Source organism: Bacillus sp. FSL W8-0848, from assembly GCF_038007805.1.
Lineage (GTDB): Bacteria > Bacillota > Bacilli > Bacillales > Bacillaceae > Bacillus > Bacillus glycinifermentans.
Window position 1 is genome coordinate 1375911 of sequence record NZ_JBBOYB010000001.1, and the last position, 23306, is coordinate 1399216.

The 23306-nt window shown below is 45.5% G+C and carries 25 protein-coding genes and 1 pseudogene; 19 read left to right on the forward strand and 7 right to left on the reverse strand.

Translation table 11 applies throughout. From position 1 onward, the window contains the following. Window positions 1-158: 158 nt before the first annotated feature. From NSQ39_RS07125 to NSQ39_RS07150, 6 genes are all read left to right on the forward strand, one after another. Window positions 159-770 carry an undecaprenyl-diphosphatase gene (locus NSQ39_RS07125; RefSeq protein WP_175077042.1) on the forward strand — a complete coding sequence of 204 codons (612 nt, stop codon included), beginning with the start codon at window positions 159-161 and terminating at the stop codon, window positions 768-770. A gap of 559 nt (window positions 771-1329) precedes the next feature. After that, window positions 1330-1818, forward strand: coding sequence for a hypothetical protein (locus NSQ39_RS07130; protein ID WP_046132413.1), 489 nt, complete (start codon window positions 1330-1332; stop codon window positions 1816-1818). Between the two features lie 109 nt (window positions 1819-1927). Next, the gene (locus NSQ39_RS07135; protein WP_175077043.1) at window positions 1928-2590 is read left to right on the forward strand and encodes an ATP-binding cassette domain-containing protein; all 663 of its coding nucleotides are present in this window, start codon (window positions 1928-1930) and stop codon (window positions 2588-2590) included. Then, on the forward strand, window positions 2568-3533 hold the full coding sequence (locus NSQ39_RS07140; protein WP_175077044.1) for an ABC transporter permease: 966 nt from the start codon (window positions 2568-2570) through the stop codon (window positions 3531-3533). The genes NSQ39_RS07135 and NSQ39_RS07140 overlap by 23 nt, the downstream gene beginning before the upstream one ends. Window positions 3534-3710: 177 nt before the next feature. Continuing rightward, window positions 3711-4670: a type I pantothenate kinase gene (gene coaA / locus NSQ39_RS07145; RefSeq protein ID WP_216899503.1), complete on the forward strand. Its 960-nt coding sequence runs from the start codon at window positions 3711-3713 to the stop codon at window positions 4668-4670. Between the two features lie 29 nt (window positions 4671-4699). Next, window positions 4700-5086: a VOC family protein gene (locus tag NSQ39_RS07150; RefSeq protein ID WP_175077046.1), complete on the forward strand. Its 387-nt coding sequence runs from the start codon at window positions 4700-4702 to the stop codon at window positions 5084-5086. Between the two features lie 23 nt (window positions 5087-5109). Here NSQ39_RS07150 and NSQ39_RS07155 read toward each other — a convergent pair whose 3' ends face one another. Beyond that, the gene (locus tag NSQ39_RS07155; RefSeq protein WP_175077047.1) at window positions 5110-6342 is read right to left on the reverse strand and encodes an MDR family MFS transporter; all 1233 of its coding nucleotides are present in this window, start codon (window positions 6340-6342) and stop codon (window positions 5110-5112) included. A gap of 130 nt (window positions 6343-6472) precedes the next feature. After that, a complete protein-coding gene (locus tag NSQ39_RS07160) occupies window positions 6473-6682 on the reverse strand; it encodes a YqzH family protein (protein ID WP_046132408.1) in 210 nt (69 codons plus the stop codon). 369 nt (window positions 6683-7051) lie between these two features. Between NSQ39_RS07160 and NSQ39_RS07165 the strand changes: the two genes are divergently transcribed. The 5 genes from NSQ39_RS07165 (at window position 7052) to NSQ39_RS07185 (ending at window position 11454) form a co-directional block, all read left to right on the forward strand. Then, on the forward strand, window positions 7052-7879 hold the full coding sequence (locus NSQ39_RS07165; RefSeq protein WP_046132407.1) for an alpha/beta hydrolase: 828 nt from the start codon (window positions 7052-7054) through the stop codon (window positions 7877-7879). A 363-nt stretch (window positions 7880-8242) separates the two neighbouring features. Then, on the forward strand, window positions 8243-9505 hold the full coding sequence (locus NSQ39_RS07170; protein WP_175077048.1) for a Y-family DNA polymerase: 1263 nt from the start codon (window positions 8243-8245) through the stop codon (window positions 9503-9505). 15 nt (window positions 9506-9520) lie between these two features. Then, entirely contained in the window at window positions 9521-9859 is a 339-nt protein-coding gene (locus NSQ39_RS07175) for a YolD-like family protein (protein ID WP_175077049.1), read from the forward strand. A 204-nt stretch (window positions 9860-10063) separates the two neighbouring features. Further along, window positions 10064-10702 (forward strand): FusB/FusC family EF-G-binding protein, encoded by a 639-nt coding sequence (locus NSQ39_RS07180; protein ID WP_175077050.1) that lies wholly within the window; start codon window positions 10064-10066, stop codon window positions 10700-10702. A gap of 539 nt (window positions 10703-11241) precedes the next feature. Beyond that, a complete protein-coding gene (locus NSQ39_RS07185; protein WP_046129778.1) occupies window positions 11242-11454 on the forward strand; it encodes a hypothetical protein in 213 nt (70 codons plus the stop codon). Between the two features lie 195 nt (window positions 11455-11649). Here NSQ39_RS07185 and NSQ39_RS07190 read toward each other — a convergent pair whose 3' ends face one another. Beyond that, window positions 11650-12249, reverse strand: a complete 600-nt coding sequence (locus NSQ39_RS07190; protein WP_341014428.1) for an esterase/lipase family protein — start codon at window positions 12247-12249, stop codon at window positions 11650-11652. A gap of 433 nt (window positions 12250-12682) precedes the next feature. Between NSQ39_RS07190 and bla the strand changes: the two genes are divergently transcribed. The 3 genes and pseudogenes from bla (at window position 12683) to NSQ39_RS07205 (ending at window position 15071) form a co-directional block, all read left to right on the forward strand. Continuing rightward, the gene (bla, locus tag NSQ39_RS07195; RefSeq protein ID WP_341014429.1) at window positions 12683-13573 is read left to right on the forward strand and encodes a class A beta-lactamase; all 891 of its coding nucleotides are present in this window, start codon (window positions 12683-12685) and stop codon (window positions 13571-13573) included. Window positions 13574-13621: 48 nt separating this feature from the next. After that, window positions 13622-14092 (forward strand): GNAT family N-acetyltransferase, encoded by a 471-nt coding sequence (locus tag NSQ39_RS07200; RefSeq protein ID WP_046129780.1) that lies wholly within the window; start codon window positions 13622-13624, stop codon window positions 14090-14092. Between the two features lie 21 nt (window positions 14093-14113). After that, window positions 14114-15071, forward strand: a pseudogene (locus tag NSQ39_RS07205) (GNAT family N-acetyltransferase). Between the two features lie 15 nt (window positions 15072-15086). Here NSQ39_RS07205 and NSQ39_RS07210 read toward each other — a convergent pair. Then, window positions 15087-15284: a CDGSH iron-sulfur domain-containing protein gene (locus NSQ39_RS07210; protein ID WP_046129781.1), complete on the reverse strand. Its 198-nt coding sequence runs from the start codon at window positions 15282-15284 to the stop codon at window positions 15087-15089. A 113-nt stretch (window positions 15285-15397) separates the two neighbouring features. Between NSQ39_RS07210 and NSQ39_RS07215 the strand changes: the two genes are divergently transcribed. After that, window positions 15398-15721, forward strand: a complete 324-nt coding sequence (locus NSQ39_RS07215) for an iron-sulfur cluster biosynthesis family protein (protein WP_046129913.1) — start codon at window positions 15398-15400, stop codon at window positions 15719-15721. Between the two features lie 13 nt (window positions 15722-15734). Then, window positions 15735-15974: a DUF2552 family protein gene (locus NSQ39_RS07220; protein WP_046129782.1), complete on the forward strand. Its 240-nt coding sequence runs from the start codon at window positions 15735-15737 to the stop codon at window positions 15972-15974. 23 nt (window positions 15975-15997) lie between these two features. On the opposite strand, the gene NSQ39_RS07225 is transcribed toward NSQ39_RS07220, so the two are convergent. Next, window positions 15998-16927, reverse strand: coding sequence for an alpha/beta hydrolase (locus tag NSQ39_RS07225; protein WP_046129783.1), 930 nt, complete (start codon window positions 16925-16927; stop codon window positions 15998-16000). 149 nt (window positions 16928-17076) lie between these two features. Here NSQ39_RS07225 and NSQ39_RS07230 point away from each other — a divergent pair, with 149 nt between their 5' ends. Continuing rightward, entirely contained in the window at window positions 17077-17325 is a 249-nt protein-coding gene (locus NSQ39_RS07230; protein ID WP_046129784.1) for a YqkE family protein, read from the forward strand. 111 nt (window positions 17326-17436) lie between these two features. On the opposite strand, the gene NSQ39_RS07235 is transcribed toward NSQ39_RS07230, so the two are convergent. Then, entirely contained in the window at window positions 17437-18843 is a 1407-nt protein-coding gene (locus NSQ39_RS07235; protein WP_065894573.1) for a right-handed parallel beta-helix repeat-containing protein, read from the reverse strand. 342 nt (window positions 18844-19185) lie between these two features. Between NSQ39_RS07235 and NSQ39_RS07240 the strand changes: the two genes are divergently transcribed. Beyond that, on the forward strand, window positions 19186-20574 hold the full coding sequence (locus tag NSQ39_RS07240) for an aminotransferase-like domain-containing protein (protein ID WP_046129786.1): 1389 nt from the start codon (window positions 19186-19188) through the stop codon (window positions 20572-20574). A 114-nt stretch (window positions 20575-20688) separates the two neighbouring features. After that, window positions 20689-21981, forward strand: a complete 1293-nt coding sequence (locus NSQ39_RS07245) for an MFS transporter (RefSeq protein WP_341014430.1) — start codon at window positions 20689-20691, stop codon at window positions 21979-21981. A 399-nt stretch (window positions 21982-22380) separates the two neighbouring features. Here NSQ39_RS07245 and NSQ39_RS07250 read toward each other — a convergent pair whose 3' ends face one another. After that, entirely contained in the window at window positions 22381-23301 is a 921-nt protein-coding gene (locus NSQ39_RS07250; RefSeq protein ID WP_046129788.1) for an aldo/keto reductase, read from the reverse strand. Window positions 23302-23306: the final 5 nt, after the last annotated feature.

Sequence of the window (23306 nt, forward strand, 5' to 3'; positions counted from 1 at the left end):
CTTGTTGAGGAATTTGCAGGTAAGCTGCAAATTTCCCTCACACCCGGATCTACATATTGACCGAATGTTACCTGCGCTGCTTTAAAAGGAGAGAATAGCCTTTTTCAGGGTTTTGATGTAATATTTTTCAATAAAAGTATGAAAAAGGAGATGTTAGGATGTTTTTTTCGGAGTTAAATATTGACGCTTTTCGCGCCATTAATAATTTGGGGAAAGAGTATTCGATGTTCAATCCGGCCGTTTATTTTCTGGCCGAATATATGATGTATTTTCTAGCGCTGGGTTTGTTAGTATATTGGTTTACCAGAACAACAAAAAACAGATTGATGGTCATTTATGCAGTGATCTCCTTCGCGTTTGCTGAAGTTCTCGGAAAAATCGCAGGCTCGCTTTATTCCAACTATCAGCCTTTTGCAGAACTTCCCCATGTCAATAAGCTGATCGAGCATGAAATTGATAATTCGTTTCCGAGCGACCATACGATTTTATTTTTTTCAATCGGATTTTTATTCTTCCTGTTTCACAAAAAAACAGGATGGCTGTGGCTTGTTCTCGCCTTCGCCGTAGGCATTTCCCGCATTTGGTCAGGCGTTCACTATCCATTTGATGTTGCGGTCGGAGCGATCTTGGGAATTTTCTCGGCTCTGTTTGTATTCTTTACAGTGCCAAAACTGTCGTTCATCAACCGGTTGCTCGCCTTGTACGAAAAGTGGGAGCAGCGCATCTTTCCTTCAAAAGGCAAATCAGGCGATAAATCGAAAAACTTTTAACAATAATGGCTTTTCCTTTTTTCAGGGCGGGGGATTCATCTTGCGAATCCTCCGCCTTAGTGTATCCAGGGAGATCTACATATCAGCCGGTTTGCGAATAAAAGAAAAATCGCGAAAACATCCTGCCAAATATGCATGTCCTTCATTTTTCAATGGTGCGCGTGGCGAATTTGTTTTGAAGAGAGGCGGCAATGTTTTAAAGGGGGAATGGAAGTTCCGGTACAAGAAAGAATACACAAAAAGAGAAAGAGGCTTTTAAGCCTCTTTCTCTTTTTGCTTAAGAATAAATTCATGTAAAAATAATAATTTTTGAGGGAGTGATGTAAAAAAAAGGAATAAACTATTTTGATAGTAAAGGGAAAATATGTTATATTATTAATTGTGGTTGGAGGTGATAATTTCCATTAGTCAATGATAAAATGGTCTGATTTGCAGCGAATCTAGTTTTTTATCAATTAAACTAAGAATGTGCGACCTCGGGACCGTTGCTGTGTTCGGGATAGTTTTTTGGATGTCAGCTTAGAGGTACATAAAATATTAGAATACGGAGGGATATCGAATGAAAAAAGCGATTTTAGGGTTGTCTTTGTCAGCAGCGCTATTGATTCCGTCTTCATTTGCCGCTGCATCAGAAAGCACTCAGCTGACAGAAGAACAGAAAGCGCTGCTTGAAGCAAAAACGGAATATGTGCAGTCGCTTCCCGAGCAAGTGAACATCCAGAGCGGCTTTTCCGCTTATGCGGGGAAAAGGCTGACGATTAAAAGGGGCAGTTTTCTGGCCTGGTCCAAAGATTATATCGAATGGTATTACAACGGCAAAAAAATTTCGAGCAGCAACGGCTCGCAGGATGTCGGCTACGTGTTTCCGAACATCGTGAAAGCGAAAGGGATTACAAGGTATTATAAGTCTTCAGGCCTTCATAAATGGAGAGCCAAAAAAACGCACAGCATCGGAACCGTCACGCCATGGGGGGACGTCGTGCTGACAAGCAACACCTATACGGACAGAAGATGGGTCAATAAAAAAGGAAAGTACGGTAACGATTAAATAGACGAATGAATACTACGCTGCCAAAAGACTATTTTGGAAATTTTGGCAGCGTAGTATAATTGAAAATGCTGACATCACATCCTGTATAGAGAAAGGATTATTGACATTGATCAAAATTAAAAATTTAACGAAAGCTTATGGCAGCAAGACGGTTTTCGACCGGCTCAATATGAATATCGAAAAACATAAAGTCAACTTCCTGATGGGGGAAAACGGCGCCGGAAAAACGACTTTGCTGAAATGCCTCCTCGGCCTCGAGCCTTTCAAAGGCGAAATCCTGTATGATGATAAACCTCTTGACGCCATCCGCCATAAAGTGCACGTCGTTTATGACGACTCTCCGTTTTATCTTAATCTGACGGGATATCAAAATATCAGCATCCTGCTGAACAAACGTGTCGGAAAAGAAGAGCTGGAACAGGCGGCAACGAAGTTTCTCGGCCATGCAATGCTGAAAAAGAAGGTGAAGACGTACTCCTACGGGCAAAGGAAAAAGCTCAGCTTCATCATCGCCGCCTTAAACAAACCAGAGTACTTGTTATTGGATGAAATATCCAACGGGCTCGATTACCGCTCGATGATGGAGCTTCAGGAGATCGTCAAAAGCTGGTCAAACGAGATGACTATTGTGGCTGCGGGCCACCAATTTGAATTTTATTCTTCAATCGTCGACCGGTTATTTGTGCTGAAAAACGGTTCGGCTTTGCATGTGGAATACTTTAAGACGAATGGAGCGGGATTGGGCGATGTTTATAAAGAATATTTATAGCATTTTACAGAAGGAGCTTGCTTACCAGTATCATGCAAAAGTATTTTTTATATTAGTCATTCCGCTGCTCATCGTTTCTTCAGGGATGATATATGTTCAATATAAAACTGCCGAAAGCAGCTACCGGCAGTTTTTGAAGACGGAATCGGAATATCGGGAACTCGGAATTGATGTGAAAAAAGCGTTGGATTCACCAGTTAACGTAACGGAAGGGACATTAAAGAGCGGAGATGGGGACGGGGAGATCGTCGAAAATATTTTAAGGTACGATTATGAGCAGCTCATCCTGTCCCTTCATCTTATACAGCCGAAACAATCGGTCGTTGCGGCTATGGAGTGGATGGGCTTTATTGCCTTGCCTTTGGCGTTCACCCTTTACGCCATTTATATTTCGACGTATGACAACAGATTCCGGACGGTGAAGGTGAAGGCGGCAAGATATGACTGGAAGATGGTTCTTCTCGCCAAACAATGTTCGGTCTACATCGTTATGCTTGTCACAACAGCGGCCGTTTTATGTTTGGCTTATTTGGCAGGTCTCTTCTTTTATGCATTGGCGGCAAGAACGATACCGGTCGATCAGTTCGCGGTTTCGGTTCCTTCTAAGAGCAGTATGTTGAGTCAATGGTTCGTCGTTTTGGCAGTGAGCTTTATTTTTGCAACGATCGGATTTTATTTGGGGATATTGTTCAGAAGCTTTATCACGCCGGCTTTGCTTTATATCATTTACACCCTGCTCGTTCCCGTTCTGGGCAAATTCGATTTGAAAAACCTGCTTGCCAATCTGGGGCATGCGGTGTTCGATTTCAACGGCAGTTTTAAACTGTTTACGCCCGAGATAGTGGAAATCATTCCGATCATGTTGATTCTGCTCGTGTTTTTCGGCGTGTTTTCGGTTGTCGCCTATTATGCGGCACACAGGCAAAGCAAATATGTTGTATGATCGAAATAGAATTCATTGGCAGCCGTCTCAGCTTAAGGCGGCTTTTTTTTCGGGTTGAAAAAAACTTGATCCCTCGTAAAAATTCGGAAAATTCTATATAATAGTAAGGCAGCCTAGAACAGATGTCATAAGATGTTCAATTAAACAGCGTATGAATATGAGGGACAGGTGAGAAATGTGGCGAATCAAGATTTGAATTTACAAACGCTATATACGAGTCATACCCGCGGCGCCTGGGCGAATCTGGGCGGACATATGACAGTCGAGATGACGGAGGAGGAAGCGAAAGAACTTGAAGGTTTGAACGACTATCTGTCTTTGGAAGAAGTCGAAATGATTTACGTTCCGCTGGCACGGCTGCTCTACTTGCACCGGAATTCCCAATATGAGCGGAATATCCGGGTGAACGGGTTTTTGAATCATCCCCACGCAGCTAAAATTCCGTTTATCATCGGGATTGCCGGAAGCGTGGCCGTCGGAAAAAGCACGACGGCACGGATTATTCAGACCGTGCTGTCCCGTTTACAGGAACGGCTGAAAGTCAGCTTGATCACAACAGACGGTTTTCTGTATCCGAATGCGGTTCTGATCGAAAAGAACATCATGTCAAGGAAAGGCTTTCCCGAAAGCTATGATGTCAAGGCGCTGCTCGAGTTTTTAAACGATTTAAAATCGGGAAAGGAAACCGTCAAAGCACCGGTCTATTCCCATTTAACGTACGACAGGATGGAAGGCGTTTTTGAAACGGTCGAGCAGGCCGATGTTGTCATCATTGAAGGGGTGAACGTGCTGCAAACGCCGACGATTGAAGACGACAGGACAAAACCGCGCGTATTCGTATCCGATTTTTTTGATTTTTCGATTTATGTCGATGCCGAGGAAGAGCTTATTATCAAATGGTATCTTGAGCGTTTCCGCATGCTCAGGGAGACGGCGTTTCAAGACCCGACGTCGTATTTTTATAAATATAAAGACCTTTCCGATACAGAAGCCGATTACATGGCGAAATCGATTTGGGAGACCGTTAACCGCCCGAACCTGTATGAAAACATTTTGCCTACGAAATTCCGCTCGGATTTAATTTTGAAAAAAGGGGAGGGTCACAAAGTCGAAAAGGTTTTAGTCAGACGGGTATAAGCGTCTAAAGAGAAAGCGGGGGAAAGCCGATGATTCACCATATTGAGCTGTATGTATCAGATTTAGAAAGATCCAAGCATTTTTGGGGGTGGTTTCTAGAAGAACTCGGATATGAGGTCTATCAGCGGTGGGAAGGGGGGATCAGCTGGAAAGCAAACGGCGCTTACATCGTATTCGTTCAAGCTCAAGGAGAGTTTTTAAAGGCGGGCTACCACAGACGCCGGGTCGGATTAAACCATCTCGCCTTTCAGGCAGCCTCAAGGGAGCAGGTCGATGAAATAACAGAGCAGCTGATCCGACGCGGCTATCAGCTGCTCTATGAAGACAGACATCCGTTTGCCGGCGGCAGCGGACATTATGCGCTGTATACGGAAGATCCGGACCGCATCAAAGTCGAGCTTGTGGCGCCTTGCTAACACGGCAGGTCTTAAAGCCTCCTTTAGTGATGCAATGTTTTTCCGGCAGGCTTTCCGTACTTTGCGTTTTTGACGTTTCGGAAAGCTGCAGCGAGGAAAGGGATTCCGAAAAGGGTCACAACCGACAGGATGGAAAAGGTGAAAAAAGGCTTTTCTGCCCCGAACACATCCAGCAGCATTCCGCCCGCCCACGGCCCGATTACGCTTCCGAGCTGGGTAAAGCCCATCGCTCCGAAGTAAGTCCCTTTTAGTTCCGGAGGCGCGATTTGATCAACCAGTACATCCAGCATTGAAAACAGCAGCACTTCTCCTATTGTGAACAATACAACAATGAAGACGATTGACAAAAGATCATGAAAAAACGAAAGGCTGAAGAGGCTTGCTGTGATCAGCGCGTTCCCTGTCATCAATGACAAAATGGGGGAAAACCGCTTTGCGATATGTATGAGCGGATACTGCGTTACAAGCACGGCAACGGCGTTCAGCGTCAGCATCATCCCGAATATCTCAGTTCCGCCTTCAATAAATGGGCTTGCCGACATGTACTGCGCAAGCGTCGATGTGAAATGGGAGTAGCCGAACAAACAAAGAACCGAGCCGATCAGCGTCAACGAAAACACCCGGTCCGTTTTTGTCACGTGGAAGGCCTCCCGCATCTTGATCCGCTTATTCGTCTCAATCACCGGCACGGTGTGTTTTTTAAACTGAACAGCCAAAACCGCCGCGTAGACGAAATAAATCAAACCCGCAATCAAAAACGGCATCGTCGTTTTTGAAGAGCCGAGATACAGTCCTAAAAGCGGTCCGAACACCACGCCGAGGTTGATGGCCGTATATCTGAGGTTGAAGACGAAGAGGCGGGTCTCAGGCTTGGATACGTCTGAGAGGAGCGCTCTTGAAGTCGGCTCAAAGAGAGCGCGGCACAATCCGTTTAAGGCGTTCATCAAAAAGAAAGTCCAGACGTTGTCGGCGAGTGCAAAGCCCGCGAACACAAGCGTCCAGCCGAAAATCGACAAAAGCATGATCGTTTTCCGGCCAAACCGGTCTGATACATATCCTCCATAAAAGCTTGCGGCAATCCCGACGAGGGAGCTTGCCGCAATAACGGCTCCTGCAAAACCTGCGGAAGCGCCCTTCACCTGCGTTAAATAAATTGCTAAAAAAGGAATGCTCATCGCGGTTCCCATCCGCCCGAAAATCGTTCCGACAATGATGGTCCAGCTGAGCGGGTGGATCTCTTTCCATTTTGGTTTCATGATGAACTCCCCACGCTTGCAATCGTTTTATTGTATATCATACATGAAACAAACGGTAATGAATAGAGGATATTCAGGAGATAAGGGGAATGAAAAAAGCTTCCCTGCCAGAAAGGAAGCCACGTCAAGTTTATGAAAACATGCCTTGGTTTGTAACATAATCATAGATGACATCTTCGATATGGGCATGCAGCCCCTCGTCCGGCTCCTCGATCCGCCTTTCCTTCAAAGCGAGCTTCAGGATTTCCTTTTCGTGGGGGCTCAAGGGATCGATCGCAACATTTCGGCCGTATTGCCGCAGCGCCTGTCCCAGCATTTTTTCGATCAGTTTCTCTTCCATTTTGTTTTCTCCTTTTAGGAGCGGTTTTCTTTTATCTTACTAAGAAAAACCGCCGTGCTCAAGGGAGTTTACGCCGAAGATTTAAGCTTTGTTATAAATTGTGCTCTTTTTCCCCGTATAGTATAATGAGTTAACACAACCACAAAAATGAAAAAGAGCCGGAATACGGTAACATTCCGGTCTGCAGGACCATTCCCCGAACTTGTTGCGGCTTTAAGGGATGGTCTATTTGTTTTTTATGAAGAAAGCACAAACATGTTTTCTCATCTTTTATAGAAGAGTGTCAGGAGTTTTCTAACCGCGCGTTTATCTTGGACATGGTCCGTATTTTGCCTATCGCAGGCTCTAAAGAAGAAAGGTGTTTTAGATTTGAGACGAATCATTAAATGGGCAGTATTAGTCACGCTTTGTGCGGGCTTATTCGCATGTATTGCAAACGAGAATGCAAAGAATATTCATTATGCAAAAGCAGAACAGCAAACACTGGATATTTATACACCGAAGACGGCCAAGAAAGAAAAACATCCTGTTCTCATCTATATACATGGGGGAGGATGGACGGGCGGAGACAAGAGCAACGCTGCTTCAAAGCCGGCATTTTTCACAGAAAAAGGCTATGTTTTCGTGTCTGTAAACTATCGGCTTCATCCTGATGTTCAGTATGGTGATATGGCCTATGATGTCGCCAAGGCGGTGAAATGGGTTGAGGATCATGCAGATGAGTATCAAATAGATCAATCGAAAATCAATATAATGGGGCATTCGGCAGGAGGCCACTTGGCGGGCTTAATTGCCGCAGATGCAAAATATTTAAACAGCGTTGGTCTAAAACCGGCATCGCTCAATTCGATTGTTATATTAGACGGCCCTCTGAATCTCAAGCAATTTATCGAAGCGATCCCGTCTTACAAAAAGGTGTTTGGCCCTGACGAAAAGGTGTGGACAGAGGCTTCACCGCTCACCTACATGAACAATCAAAACCTGCCGCCGGCTTATTTGGTCACGCGCTGGGCAGATCCTTCTGTTTATCAATTTGCAGCAGCCTTAAACAAAGCGAAAGGATCCGATTTTGTTTATCAAGTCAAGAATCTGTCCCACAGCGGTTTAAATAAGATGTTCGGCTCTCCGGATGCACCGCAAGAAGCGCAGGATATGACAAAAGCCGTTATGGCGTTTTTAGAGAAGAAAAATAAATGATCTTGAAAGGACTGGTGAGTTCTCCGGCCCAAGCGCTGTTCGCGGGGCCGCAAAGGCTTATAGTGATAACCGCAGGGTTTCAGACACTTGCTGCACCCGCAGCGGAAGTGCACGGAGACGTTTTTAGGACTGCACGTTATGTTCAGTTGCGGAGTTGATTTTTCAATCCATCACCCTATTTTCAAGGGGGACTTGCGATGGAAGCATGCATAACACCTTCTTTCCAAAGAAGGTGTTTTTTGCTGCTTTCAGCCAGGATTTTCTTTGGATAAATTTACGCCTGGAATCGAACGTATATTCGCAGTATAGTAATCATACAATACATATGCGAACGTTAGTTCTTTTTTGCGGGAGGATGCAGATATGGATTACAGTCAATATCCGGCGCGGTCGATTTTATGCGTTGATATGCGGAGTTTTTATGCGAGCTGTGCCGCCGTTTTGCTCGGGCTTGATCCGATGACTTGTTTTCTGGCGGTGGTCGGGAACACAGAAAGGCAGGGGAGCGTTGTTCTGGCCGCTTCCCCGGCTCTAAAAAAAGAGTTCGGCGTTCAAACGGGGACGAGGCTGTTCCAGCTTCCGGACGATCCTCGCATTCAGCTGGTCAATCCAAAAATGGCGGTATTTGTCCGTGTTTCAACAGAGCTGACCCGGCTGTTTGGCCGCTATGTGCCGCATGATGCCATCCATACGTACAGCGTCGATGAAAGCTTTATTCAAGTGGACGGCGTTGAAAGCATGTGGGGGGACGCGCAGACGATTGCCGAAAAAATCCAAGACGACATGAAAAGGGAGTTTGGCCTGCCCTGCACCGTCGGAATCGGTCCGAATATGCTGCTGGCAAAGCTCTGCCTTGACCTTGAAGCGAAGAAAACGGAAGGCGGAATCGCCGCATGGGATTATTACGACGTGAAAACGAAGCTTTGGCCCTTATCCCCCCTCCGGAAAATGTGGGGAATCGGTTCAAGACTGGAAAAGAGGCTGAACCGAATGGGGATTTTTACGGTCGGCCAGCTGGCGCAGTATGATCTCAAACGGCTTGAGAAAGCATTTGGAATCATGGGAAACCAGCTTTACTACCACGCTTGGGGCATCGATCTTTCAGCGATCGGATCACCGATCATGAACGGGCAGATCAGCTATGGGAAAAGCCAGATTTTGCTCAGGGACTACCCCGATCCGGATGAAGTCAAGCACGTCATCCTTGAAATGTGTGAAGAGGTCGCCAAAAGGGCCCGTGACCATCAGCAGGCGGGCCGGACTGTCAGCCTCGGGATTGAATACAGCCGTGATGAGTTTGGCGGGGGATTTTACCGTTCGAAAACGATGGAAAGCCCTTCAAATGTCACGCTCGACCTGTATCACACATGCCTTGCATTGTTTGACCGCTTTTATGAAGGGAAAACGGTTCGGAAAATTTCCGTTTCCCTTTCCAATATTCAGGATGACAATCTGATCCAGCTCGATCTTTTTCGTCCGGATCAGGAAAAAAAGCGGACGCTCGGGTACGTCATGGACGGCATCAGGGAACGGTATGGCTCAGCTGCGCTTCTGCGCGCCGTTTCCTATACGAACGCCGGAACCGCCCGTCTGCGGTCAAAGCTTGTCGGCGGACATCAGGCATAGAAAGGAGAATGATGTATGCTGAAAGACAGAGGCAATATCAAATGGGTGTCTATGATGCTACCGGAACACGTTGAATTGCTTAAAGAATATTACGATAGTCTTGATAAAGTGGAAAAGCCGGTTTTGGATGAACAAAAATATGAAGAATTCAATGAAATCATTTGTGAAGCGATGGCGGAAAATGCACCTTTGCGATTTGCCTATTACCGGCAGGGGGAGGTCACAACGCTTGCCGGCCGCATCCACTATGTTGACGCCCTTAAACGGGAGCTGCGCATCGTAAGCCATACGGATGAAATACGCATTTTAAAGATGGATGACATGATTGAGATTGAATATGATTTCCGTGTATAATGAAATCAGTATTCGGAGGTGGATAAAATGGTAAATGACATTCATTTGCCAGCTGCAGCGTCTCATGCAAAGCCTGTTATCTTGAAAGGCGATACTTTGCATGAGGCGGAACGTTAAACAAATCGCCTGATTGTAAGGTATCATTTCTGATCATCCGGCTTTGCACCTTATTTCAAAATAGATATAAATAAGGAGCTGGCAGAAATGACCCCTTTTATTAGAAATGATCAATATCATTTTATTATGTTTCAAACGGACAGTCTTGTCCAAGGACATGCGAACATCAAGGACGGAAACGTGCTTGATGCTTTGAAATCCAATGCTTTAGGCCAAGTATTACATCTGTTTCCTGAGCTCAGCAATGACCAAAAAGCTTTGCTTGGCAAGATAGTTGAGGTGAAGGACAGCGCCGGAGCCGCGAGATTTTCAGCTGAATTAGAGCATCATGTGATTCCATTTCAGCGGGTAACGGCAGAAAAGGCCAAAAAGCTGTTTTCTAAAGTGAAAAAGTTAAAGACTCCCGATTTTGGGGAGATTGATTTCAGGAGGTATTCCTACTTGGGATGGAATGATGCAGGCTCAGGCAGGAAATACATGATTGTCGATATCGACGGAAAACTGACAGGAATACACGGCACCATCAGATCCAGCAATAAAAAAGGAGTCTGCTCGATATGTAACGGGATCGAAGAGCTCGGACTGTTCATGGCCCGGGTGAAAAGCAGCAAAGAAGCCTATACGGACAGAGGCAATTACATTTGCTATGACAGTGAAAAATGCAACCAAAACATGATGACGCTGGATCATCTGAACAAATTCGTCGCACAAGTAACGAAATATTAACGTAAACAACCCGGCTGGAAATTCGAGCCGGGTTGTTTATAATTCAGCCTTTACCGTCCGCTCTCCGAAGAGCCGGCGGGTCAGCAAGGAAACGGCCGAGGCTGAGGCCGTCCGCAGCTCGTGGACAGCATTAAAAAAAGCGGGCTTAGAAAGACGGTGGCGGCCAAAACCTCATGGACAATGTCAGCGGCGAGGCAGGAAAATGTTAAAGCTTTTCGCAAACAGGAAACAGCTATGTCCCAAGGGGCAGGAAGAAAGGCATAATAGGAAAACAATAGGCATAATCAAGCGTTTTGCTGTGTGTGTTACGGATGTCGCCACAAATAATCCGCCCGTTGCAACAATTTTTCAGAAAAGGGTATAGGGGACGGTATAACTGCACATTTTCATGTTGCAAAACAGCTTTTCCAAATAAAATAGGTCTGCAAAAAAGAAAGCCCGAATAATGTGAAACAAAGGGGTTAGCGGCACGATTTGCACAGGAAAAAAATATACTGTTCATAAGATGCTGAAACAGCAAGTGAAAGGGGTCATTAGTGATGCTGATTACAGTCAAAATACGCCACACTGCTGAAAGCGAAGGCACGGATATAGGAGATTTCACTCCCGCTGAGATTGAAAATATTGTGCAGACCATCAGAAAATACGGAGCTTGGCTTTCACCTGATGCCGATGCAGATGACTATAAGTTTTCCTTTCAGGATGCCAAATACAATCTTGAGCAAAGAGTCTTTGAAATTATCGTAGAATAAAATATATCCGGGTCTCTCGGACGCTGAATGAACGATTTTATATGCGTTTATTTAGAGTCCTTTTTATTTCCGGAGCGAAATGAACAGGGAGACAGGCTCCTTTTCACGAATGCAGACGTTCAATCCGGCAGCCTGATTATAAAGCGAAACCTTGGAGAGGCTTATCCCCCAAGGTTTTTGTCTTTTTTGGCTTCCTCAATCGGTAAGCCCTTCTTTGATCAAAGCATCGACTTTGCTGCTGAATAAAAGGCCGACATGGCTTAGACCGGAAATTTGGATGTTTTCAGCGCCATCCAATTTAGACAGGCTGTTTAAGACGATGAAATCGCTCGTGCTGTAAATCGAAGTAAATTTGGTGCCGCTGGGAGCGGAATTTGTGACCAAACGGTTTGCCCCTCCCAATGTGACGACATGCTCTACTTTGTCACCGCCGCCCAAGTTTTTAATATAATAAAGTGTGTTGGCTCCGCCCATGCTGTGGGCGACAATGTCCACTTTCTCGGCTCCCGTTTCGTTTAATACGTTTTTTACATACTCCGACAACTTCGGCGCGTTATTCCTGTTGTTTCCGGTTTTGTCTAAAAAATCGATAGCATAAAGATTCTTGCGAGACCAGCCCTGTGACTCTAAATACGTTTTAATCCCCATGAAGTTATAAGCGCCGCCGCCGATTCCGTGAACCATGACGACGGGGTTGCGGGATTCGGCTGAAGCTTTGGAAGTATGAACGGCAAACATGGAAACGGCGGACAGCATGCAAATGAATAGAATGGACAAAAATCGATAGCGACGCATTGTTTCTCCTCCTGGATGTAATAAATTCACAACGACAATTCTATAAAAGGAAAATATGAAAACGAAGTGTAAATCTATCTATTTTTCTACCCGAAAAAAGAGTAATATATGAAACGCCTTTTTGCTTATGAGCCTGGCGAGACCTGACCAAAAAAGGAGTTCGGAGATTTTTGGATAAATGAGGAAAAAGATGTTCTATTGAATAAGATCTAAGAACTTTATCCTATTAAACCGGTGCTGTGCTGAAATGGCAAATGGAGAGGAAAAAACGGTATAATAAAACAGATACCATCTATTTCCGGGGAGGGGATGTAGGAGAAGCTTCTCATGATGAGAGAATCGCACCGGCCATTCACGATGGGCGGGAGGATGGCAAACGAAAGATAAGCCGTTAAAGAAAAAAACTTTTTTTTAGAAAGAGGTTGCATGTTAAATGAAAACACAGTTTTTAAAAAAAATCGCAATTTCACTGCTTTTCACATGCGCAGCGCTTGCGGGGTGTTCAAATGACAGCGCCCACTCTGCACAGCCTAAACAAAGCGATCAACAGTCAGATCGATTTTCCCGGCTTGAAGATCAATATGATGCAAGATTAGGAGTCTTTGCGCTGGACACCGGTACAAACAAAACGGTAGCTTACCGGGCAGATGAGCGTTTTGCATATGCATCTACTCATAAAGCTTTAGCTGTAGGAGCACTGCTGAAGAAAAAGTCAATAGCCGATCTGAATCAAAGAATCACCTATACCCGTGATGATCTTGTCAATTATAATCCGATTACAGAGAAGCATGTTGATACAGGAATGACCCTGAAAGAGCTTTGCGATGCTTCCATCAGGTACAGCGACAATACCGCCGGGAATCTCATACTGAAGCAGATCGGCGGACCAAGCGGGTTTAAACAGTCGCTCAGGGAAATTGGCGACAACGTGACCAACCCGGAGCGAATAGAACCGGATCTGAACGAAGTGAAGCCGGGAGAAACACATGATACGAGCACACCAAAAGCGCTCGCTAAAAGCCTTCAGGCATTCACAATCGGAGATGCTCTCCCGAAGGAGAAGCGCGAGATGTTAGTAGATTGGCTTAAAAGAAACACCACCGGCGATGCATTAATCCGCGCGGGAGTGCCGAAAGGATGGGAAGTAGCGGATAAAACAGGAGCGGGGTCATACGGTACGCGAAATGACATTGCTGTCATTTGGCCGCCGAAAGGAGACCCGATTGTGCTCGCGGTACTATCAAGCCGCGACAAAAAGGACGCCGATTATAACGACAAGCTTATTGCCGAGGTGGCAAAGGAAGTAATTAAAGTCCTTAAGTAGGAATGTGCGAGGCGTTCAAATGATTTGATAGAGGGGAGTTTGGAGGAGATGATGATTCGTCATGCCGAAGCGCCGGATTATGAAAGAATCGTCCCGGTCATTAACGATTGGTGGGGCGGGAGGCAGATGAAAGATAAGCTGCCGAGGCTATTTTTTGAACATTTTCAAAATACGAGTTTTATCGCTGAGAAAGACGGGGAGCTGCTAGGTTTCCTCATCGGCTTTTTATCGCAGTCCAACCCTGCGGAATCGTATATTCATTTTGTCGGCGTGCATCCCGATTACAGAAAAGTCCAGGTCGGCAAACAGCTTTATGAAGCCTTCTATCGAAAAGCGAAGGAGGCGGGCTGCAAGACGGTCCGCTGCATCACCTCGCCCGTCAACAAAGTATCGATCGCGTATCATCGGAAAATGGGGTTCTCGATCGAAAAAGGGGATAAAACAACAGACGGCGTCCGCGTGTTTTCGAATTACGACGGACCAAATGAAGATCGTGTGCTGTTTGTCAAAGAGCTGTGAATAAAAGGGAGAGGAATCTCGATGATTCGATTATTAGATCATACAGATCCGCATATGGCACGCCTCATTGTAAACATTCAAAGGCCTGCTTATGAAAGGGAAGCGGACATCATTCAATTTAAGGGCATTCCCCAGCTGAACGAGACGGCCGGAGATGTCATGGATTCAGGCGAAACGTTCGTCGGCTGGTTTGAAGGCGGCGAATTGGCGGGGCTCGCTTCTTATAGAGAGACGCCGCAAGTGCTGACGATTTGCCGGCTGGCCGTCCACCCTGATCATGTCCGAAAAGGCATTGGAACGGCGCTTTTGCAGTTTTTGCTTGATAAGGAAGCGGATGTGTTTGAGGTAACGACGGGCGCACGCAATGAACCGGCAAAAGCCTTGTATCAAAAATTGGGATTTTCTGAAATCGGCCAATTTGAACCTGAAAAAGGCGCCGTTCTCTCAACATTGATCCTGCAGGCGCCGCGGAAGGTCGAAGTTGTTTCATACCGGGAGGAGTGGAAGAGCGAATTTTTAGAAGAAAAACAGCGGCTCGAAGCGCTTTTCCGGGATGAAGCCCTCCATGTCCACCATATCGGCAGCACGTCCATTCCGGGAATGAGCGCAAAGCCTGTCATCGATATCCTGCTTGAAGTAAAGGATCTCGGCGCCGCCGCGAGGCATGAAAACGATGGGCTATACGCCGAAAGGAGAAAACGGCCTTCCGGGGAGAAGATATTTTCAAAAAGGCGGCCGCCGGCGTACGCACCACGTCCATCTGTATGAAGCCGGGCATCCGGATATTAAGAGGCACCTGCTTTTCCGCGATTACCTCATAGCCCATCCGGAGCGGGCGAAAGAGTATGCGGAACTGAAAAAGAAGCTCGCGAAAAGGTTCCCGCTTCAGATCGAAGGCTACATAAAAGGCAAAAACGAATGGGTAAAAGAGACTGAGCGGTTGGCTTTATGGTGGGGCAAAGCCGGAGAGGACACATGATGTCCTTCCGGCTTTTTAGGCCCTTACACAGGAGTCGAATGCTCCTTTATGGCTTCCGTCGCAGTAAGGCATCTTCAGCGATTTTCCGCATCTGCAAAGAGAAAACGGCGTTTTTTTAGGGAATGGATTTCCTTCCATATCGATCAGTTCCACATCTCCGATGACCCGAAATCCGCCGTTGTCCATTACTTTGATCTGCACTTTTTCAGACATAGATCCCACCTCCGAATCTCTTCATATGTATGATAAAAGAATAGAAACGATGCGTGTTTGGCGGATCATGTGGTACAATGTCCGTAAATGAAACAAAAGAAGGATATGATATCATGCAGCTTCATATAACTGAACAGGCGAAACAAGCCATTCATCGAGCCAAAGCGGCTAATCCCGATAAAAAAATTCAGCTCCGCTATGACATCGATGGCTGCGGGTGCGCAGTCAACGGGGTTCCCGTCATTTGGCTGACGGATGAATTGACAGGGGAATGCGAGCTTTTGGAGACAAACGGCGTTCCGGTGTATATCCAGTCGTCGCAAAAAGTTTTCTTTGATGATGCGATGACGATCGATTATCATGAGAAAGCGGGAACGCTGATGCTGAAAAGTCCGGCACAGGTGCTTTCTCCGAGAATGGGCATATTAGTGAAATAGGGTGGCGTTTTTTTTGAATCAAAAGATGAAATCGTTAAAACAAACCGCTCAAAACAAAACGTGGGTGTCGTTTCTTCACCAGAATCATCCGTACAGCCTTCTTCATTGGTCGATCGGAGGAACGGAAACCGTCCAGAAGGATGTGTGGCTTCTCCAGGATGAAATGACGTTTGAAACGAAGGAATTCGACAAGCTTGAGTCGGCCATTTCCTGGATCGGCGAGAATATGAGCGACATTACGGATGTTTTGTAGCGCAGGAAAGGCGAACGGGCTTGCTATCCCAGTTCGCCTTTTTTATACGCGTCCGGTGCCGCTTCCTGAAGAAATTCCCGCACCGTTTGTTTGTAGTCGTCCCGGTTTTGTGAATAACTCATCGCATGTGCGCCTTTTTCCGCGATGTACAGCTTTTTCTTTCCTCTTTTTTTCTCATAGAGCAATTCGCTTGACTGTGCCGGTATATAATCGTCGTCTTTGCTGTGGATGAATAAAACGGGCTTTTCGACCCGGTCGATGACGGCCATAGGAGAGACATCTTTGATGCGATAGCCGTCCCGGAATTTCAAAAAGACGTCGGCAAGCGGCAAGATAAACCCCGGAAGGCGGAAATCTTCCTTCAGCCGGTAAATCAGCTGGTCTTCAAACGTGGCAAACGGGCAGTCAGCCACATAAAAATCGGCGCGGGCATCGGCCATTCCCGCGTACAGAAGCGTTGTCACGGCACCCATTGATTCGCCGTGAATGCCGATGACGGCCTCATCTCCATTCCGTTTCCTCAGCCAATTGACGACCGTTTTTAAATCTTCTTTTTCATAATAACCATAGCTCGTCGTTTTCCCGCCGCTCATCCCGTGTCTTCTGTGGTCGTAGATAAGGGCGTTCCAGCCGAGTTCCAAAAACAGATTCATATATTTAACCGAATTCAAAAGATTCATGGTCACCCCATGGCAAATAATGACGGTATGCTTCGTCTTGTTCGGATGGACATAGTACCCTTTAATCTCGTAGCCGAATGGTGAGGAAAGGGTAACCTCTTCTTTCGGAAGGGCTTGAAACGCCTCTTCGGCATAATGTCCTTCCGCCGTTTCCCGCTCGATAATGAATTGATCGGTCCGTTTTTTAATATACATGATCTGATTCGTAAAAAATATTCCGAGTGCAGCAAGAAATAGCAGCACCGCTCCGAGAGCAGCAAGCCAAATGAACATCCCTGGTTTACTTCCTTTCCTTAAAATGAAGCTTCTGTCGTCTATCTTAGCACATCAAAAGTGAAAATGCCCAAGCTTTAGGCGCTGATGTACAAGTGTTCTGCTTGAGAAAATCCGTTTCTTCCTGATACACTAACATCACAAACCGGATGAACGGAGGGAATGGCGTGGGAAAGAAAAAACATGAAACATCAGATAAACAGCAGCTGAAGGACGCGCTCGCCGATGATTTAAAGCAAAAGCTTCAGCAAATGAAAACAGAGCTAAAGGAAGAAGGCGAAAAGAGACAAGCGAGTGAGAGGGAACGCCTCATCAAGCAGCGGAAAGAAAAGGAGAAAAACAAGAGCTTCGAGGAGCTGCTGAATGAGAGCGCGCTCGACTGGAGGCAGTATAAGTAAAACACCAGGCCGGCCTTGTCGCGGCGTTGGAGCTTTTCGATCAATTGGTGTAAAGAAAAAACAGCGTTCTCCGTTAACCGGAATAGAACGCTGTTTTTTACAACATGTGCTTTACTCAATGACGGATCGAGCCGGTGAATCCGGATCTAACGTAAAATCATAAGACTCTTCGTCGCGATACATCGGATCGGCATAAATAGAGCCAAGATCATTGCCGGTTGTCTTTTGATATGAGGAAAATGAGTCGTACTCCTTCTTTTTCCACATCCATAATCCGTCTTCTCCAGCTTCTTTATGATAAACGTTATGGTTGACCGTATTTCCTTCATTTGTCGAAAATTCGTTTACGATAAATAATCGCGAATCGCCGGCCGTTACGATATTCTTTTCAATTTTGTTGTTTTTTGTATCGTGCTGAAGCAGCAGCTGCCCGCCATACAGCCCTTTGGTGTCATTACGGTAAACAATATTGCGGGCGATGACAGAATTGACGGTGCCTCCACGGTTTTTGTCATATCCGCCGATTGAAATGCCGGTATAAGCGTTCTGATACACCTTGTTGCCGGTTATGTGAATATCCTCGGCGTATTTCCCTTTATGTTCAGACGTTGCTTCAATACCGAGATCGTTTTCGTAAACGGTATTGTTCTTAATTTCAATGCTTTTTCCTCCATCGACATATATTCCGCCCGCTGAGTAATCATCTCCATAAGCAGGATTTCCGTAAGTTGAGTTGCGGTAAACCGTATTATTTTCGATGACGCCGTTTCGCGCATAATCGTTTTGATCCGCAGTTCCTTCATAGCCGATAAGATCAATACCGATGTTGTTATTGTCACGGACCACATTGCCGCTGATCGTGAAACCGTCGATGTTTCCGTTCAGGACTACTGCTTCACTCGCTCCGAGCGTCAGTTTTTCAACCGTATTGCCTTGGATGCTGATGTCTTTCATACTGCCGGTTCCATAGACTGCAATTCCGTGGGCATTGCCTTCATCCGCCGTTGTCTTAATATCCCGGATATGGTTGTTCTTAATGGTAATATGACTGCTTGAGCCTGAAACGTAAATTCCCATGGCGGTTGCTTCTTCAGATGAAACAGAAAGATCCTGAATCGTCAGACCGCTGATTGTAACGTAATGTTTATTGTGAACGCGAACTAACGGTGTTTCGTATTTCGCGCCCGTAACAAAGTCTCCCTTAATCACGGCCTGTTCATTCTGATAGTTGCGGAACGTAATAGGTTTTCCCTCTGTACCGCTGTGCTTTATGTCAAGCGTTTCTTTGTACGTACCTTCCCGAATCAGCACGGTTGTGCCGGCAACAGCTTCTTTTGCGGCATGCGCCAATGTACGGAACGGCTTTTCTTTCGTTCCTTCATTTTGATCATTTCCATTTGGAGAAACATATAAGCAGTTTGCCGGTTCTTCTTCATTCGCCTGTGTCTTATCGAAAGCCGCGGCGATGATAATGCAAGTTAAAATGCCTGCCGACAAAATAAAATACCATACTCTCAAACTCAGTTCTCCTTTCTATTTAAAATAGATTGCCAGCACAATTATAAATGATCCATATATGGAAAACCATCGCAAAAATGCGAAAGAATGCCGCGGTGCCATCCAAGCTTGGTCAATTGATGCTGCATATCGCTTTTGATGAACCCGCTCATATCCGAAGATGAATCCCAACGTGTTTTGAAGGAGGGGAGGAAACAAGCCGAACGCCTCAGCTTAGCTGTTTTCGAAAAATTAAAGTCAAAAGAATCGCTACTCTGACATTAGCTAAAGGCATAAAATATGAAAGTTAAATTGTTTTATAAACGACACAATCATATAATTGAGTGAAAAAGGATGCATATCATGCCGTTTAATTCTTTTGAAAACTATCCGATGAGCTGGAAGCCATCGATTGATAAAACTGAAAAGCCCATTTATAAAGCACTTGCAGGGAAATTGGAACAGGATATATTAGACGGAGTTTTATTACCTGGAACAAAACTTCCTCCACAGCGAGAACTGGCCGATTATTTGGATTTAAATGTAAGTACCATTTCGAAAGCGTTTAAAGTTTGCGAGTTAAAGGGCTTGCTAAGTGCAACTGTCGGAAGCGGCACCTTTGTATCGTATGATGCGTTATCGAATGCGTATTTACTTGAAGATACAAAGCCGAAGCATTTAATTGAAATGGGAGCAACACTACCAGATAATGCTTCTTACGAGCCGCTGCTACTCCAACTAAAAAGTATGGTGCAAGAGACTGATTATGAAAAATGGTTTAGTTATGGCCGGGCAGGCGAAAGCCTTTGGCAAAAGGATGCAGCTGTAAAGTTAATCCGAAGGGGTGGGTTTGAAACAGCCGTTGACCGCATTTTATTTGCAAACGGGGGGCAAAATGCGATTGCTGCTACATTGGCGAGTCTTTGTAAGCCTGGAGACCGCATTGGTGTTGACCATCATACGTACCCCGGCTTAAAAACCGTTGCAGCAATGCTTAGTGTGCAAATCGTACCGATAAAATCAGAGAATGATGAAATGAGTCCGGAGTCACTTGAATATGCGTGTAAAAATGAAAATATTAAAGGCATTTATTTGATCCCGGATTATCATAATCCGACAGCTTCCTTTATGTCTGTTGAGAATCGAAGGATGATTGCAGACATTGCAAAGAAATACAATCTGTTTGTTATTGAAGATGCATCGTACCATCTTCTGGGCAAAAATCCGCTTCCAGCACTTGCATCATTTGCGCCGGAACAGGTTATCCATATTGCAAGTTTATCTAAATCATTAGCACCGGGGTTGAGGCTAGCCTATGTGGCAGTGCCGGGTCAATTTAAAGAACCCATTTCGAAGGCGCTTTATAATTTAAATATAACAGTTTCCCCGCTGTTATCAGAACTTACAGCACGTACGATTGTATCGAATCAATTTGAAGTCTTAATTGAAGGTCATCGGGAACAAACCATTCGCAGAAACCAAATCGTAAATCGATATTTTGCGGAATATACATGTTTAGGTGTTGAAACGGGCATCTTTCGCTGGCTGTTGTTGCCAGGTAAAATGACAGGTGCTGAATTTGAAAAATTAGCTGCACAACATGGAGTGCAAGTGTATGCGGCTGAACGCTTTGTGGTTGGAAATAGTCGTCCGGAAAGGGCTGTAAGGGTTTCTGTATGCGCACCAAAAACGCTCGAAGAGCTGGAGCGGGGATTAATGATCCTTACACGTTTGCTAAACGATCTTACCTAATATTGTTTGCCATACAATTATATTATTGTATGGTTTTTTTGCGCGTGTTACGATGATCCAAATCAAGTTGGAGGATTAGATATAGAAATAGGTTTTCGAAAGGCGGGTCAGAATATGTTACAAAAGGATAGTGTAAAATCATTAGACTTCCAAACAGCTTCGTTACAAAGCTACATTCGTTCTCCTGAAAAACAAAAAACGTTATACAAGCGTACATTATTCATTGTAAGTATTTCGCAAATTTTTGGCGGTGCAGGATTAGCAGCTGGCGTTACTGTCGGTGCCCTTATTGCACAGCAAATGCTTGGTACAGATGCATTTGCCGGTGTACCTTCTGCTTTATTTACTTTAGGGTCGGCAGGAGCTGCATTATTTGTTGGGAGACTTTCTCAACGTTATGGCCGTCGAACAGGTCTATCAGCCGGTTTTATGATTGGCGGTCTTGGAGCAATAGGAGTCATCATTGCAGCACTAATAAACAGTGTTTTTCTGTTATTTGCTTCATTGCTTATTTATGGTGCAGGAACAGCGACAAATTTACAAGCTCGTTATGCAGGTACGGACTTGGCAAATCCTAAACAGCGGGCGACTGCTGTTAGTATTACGATGGTGTTTACAACATTTGGTGCAGTTGCAGGTCCGAATTTAGTCAATGTGATGGGTAATTTCGCTCTTTCTATTGGTGTTCCATCACTTGCCGGTCCTTTCATTTTAGCAGCAGCATATATCCTGGCAGGTGTTGTCCTTTTCATCATGCTTCGTCCAGATCCATTGGTTATAGCAAGATCTATAGAAGCGACCAGCCAAGAACCCAGCGGTAAACGACATTCAGCAACAACTGAACATACAGCAAACAAAAGAGGCATAATCGTCGGTGCAACGATTATGGTTCTTACTCAAATTGTAATGGTGGCTATTATGACAATGACACCGGTTCATATGAGGCATCATGGACATGGCTTGGGTGCAGTAGGTCTAGTTATTGGTTTTCACATAGGCGCCATGTATCTTCCTTCACTGGTTACAGGTGTCCTTGTTGATAAGCTGGGGCGTACAGCGATGGCTGTTGCTTCTGGAACTACGTTGCTTCTGGCAGGTTTAACAGCAGCATTTGCACCAGGAGATTCTATGGTCCTTCTCGTAATTGCTCTTTCTTTACTTGGATTGGGATGGAATTTTGGTTTGATAAGCGGGACCGCTCTTATTGTTGATTCAACTGAAACTGCCACACGGGCTAAAACTCAAGGTACAGTGGATGTTTTGATTGCGCTGTCAGGAGCTGCTGGCGGAGCATTGTCTGGAATGATTGTGGCAGGTTCAAGCTATCTGACATTATCCTTTACTGGAGGGATTTTGTCCTTATTGCTAATTCCAGTGGTGATATGGTCTCGTGGAGGTAAAAAATAAGCCGGATTGTAGAAGGAAAACTCACCGTCCTTGATCCGTGTGGCGCCCGGCGAAGCCATGACGGAACGCTTTCAGTCCCGAAGACGTTCTCATCTGATTAGTATGCGCCTTTTTCGCTTCGCCGGCCTAAAATAGGTCATCCTTACATTAGGATAGTTGATGGTGTCCTCGGCTATGTTAGAGATAACTTCAGATGAGATCGGGAAGAATGAGATTGAAGGCATAGTTACGAAGCGCGCCGATTCAAAATGCGGCAACGAATGATGAAAGAAATATATGGTGCCGTTTACGAACAATGCGATCCCACTCATGACGAGGGCCGCCAACATCAACAGGGAAATCCCGATTGCGAATGAAAGCATAAGCACCGTCTATAGGGGAGACGGTGCTTTCCGTTTGTTATTCGCGGTGGGCCGTATACACATCGCGTTTCGTGTAAAAACGAAGCGCTTTGATTTCCTGCTCCGTCAGCGGGCGAGCACTTGCGGCTTTGACGTTTTCCCTCAGCTGTTCGAGTTTGCTAGCCCCGGGGATCACCGCGCCGACAGCGGGCTGGGCGAGGATATATTTCATGGCGGTTTCGGTCGCGGTCAGATCCGGCGCCGTTTTTTCTATATCCGCTTTTGTTTTGACAAGCTCCTCATACGAATAGGATAAATAGCCGTTACTCTTTATATCGGCGTTTGCCTCGGAGACGGGCTTTTCCGTGAGGAGTCCTTTAGCCAGCGGTCCTCTTGCAATCACGCTGATTCCGTTTTCTTCAAGGATAGGAAGCCATTCCTCAGGGCGGCGGTCCAATAAGCTGTACTGCATCATGACGGTGATGATGCTTGATTTTTTGACATATTCCTTAATGACATTCGGGCGTATAGAAGAGATTCCATAATAACGGATGACGCCTTCCTCTTTTAATTCTTCGAAGGCTTCGATCGTTTCATCGATATTGTCTTCGATCGTTCCCCCGTGAAGCTGATAAAGGTCGATGTAATCCGTTTGCAGACGCTTTAAGCTGCGTTTGACCGCTTCCTTTATGTAAGCTTTTGAAGGGTCCCAAAACCAGCCCGGCTTTCCTTCCTTCCAGCGGTTTCCCGCTTTTGTGGCGAGGATGACGTCTTTGCGCCTCGACTTGATGGCTTCCCCGACGATTTCTTCGTTAAGCCCAAAATCGTATAAATCGGCAGTATCCAAATAATTGATGCCAAGCTCAAGCGCTTCATCCAAAATGGATAAGGCGCGCTGTTTTTCCGTGCCGAGAGACATACAGCCGAGGCCGACTTCGCTCACTTTTAAATCAGATTGTCCAAGCGTCCGTTTTTTCATCGCGC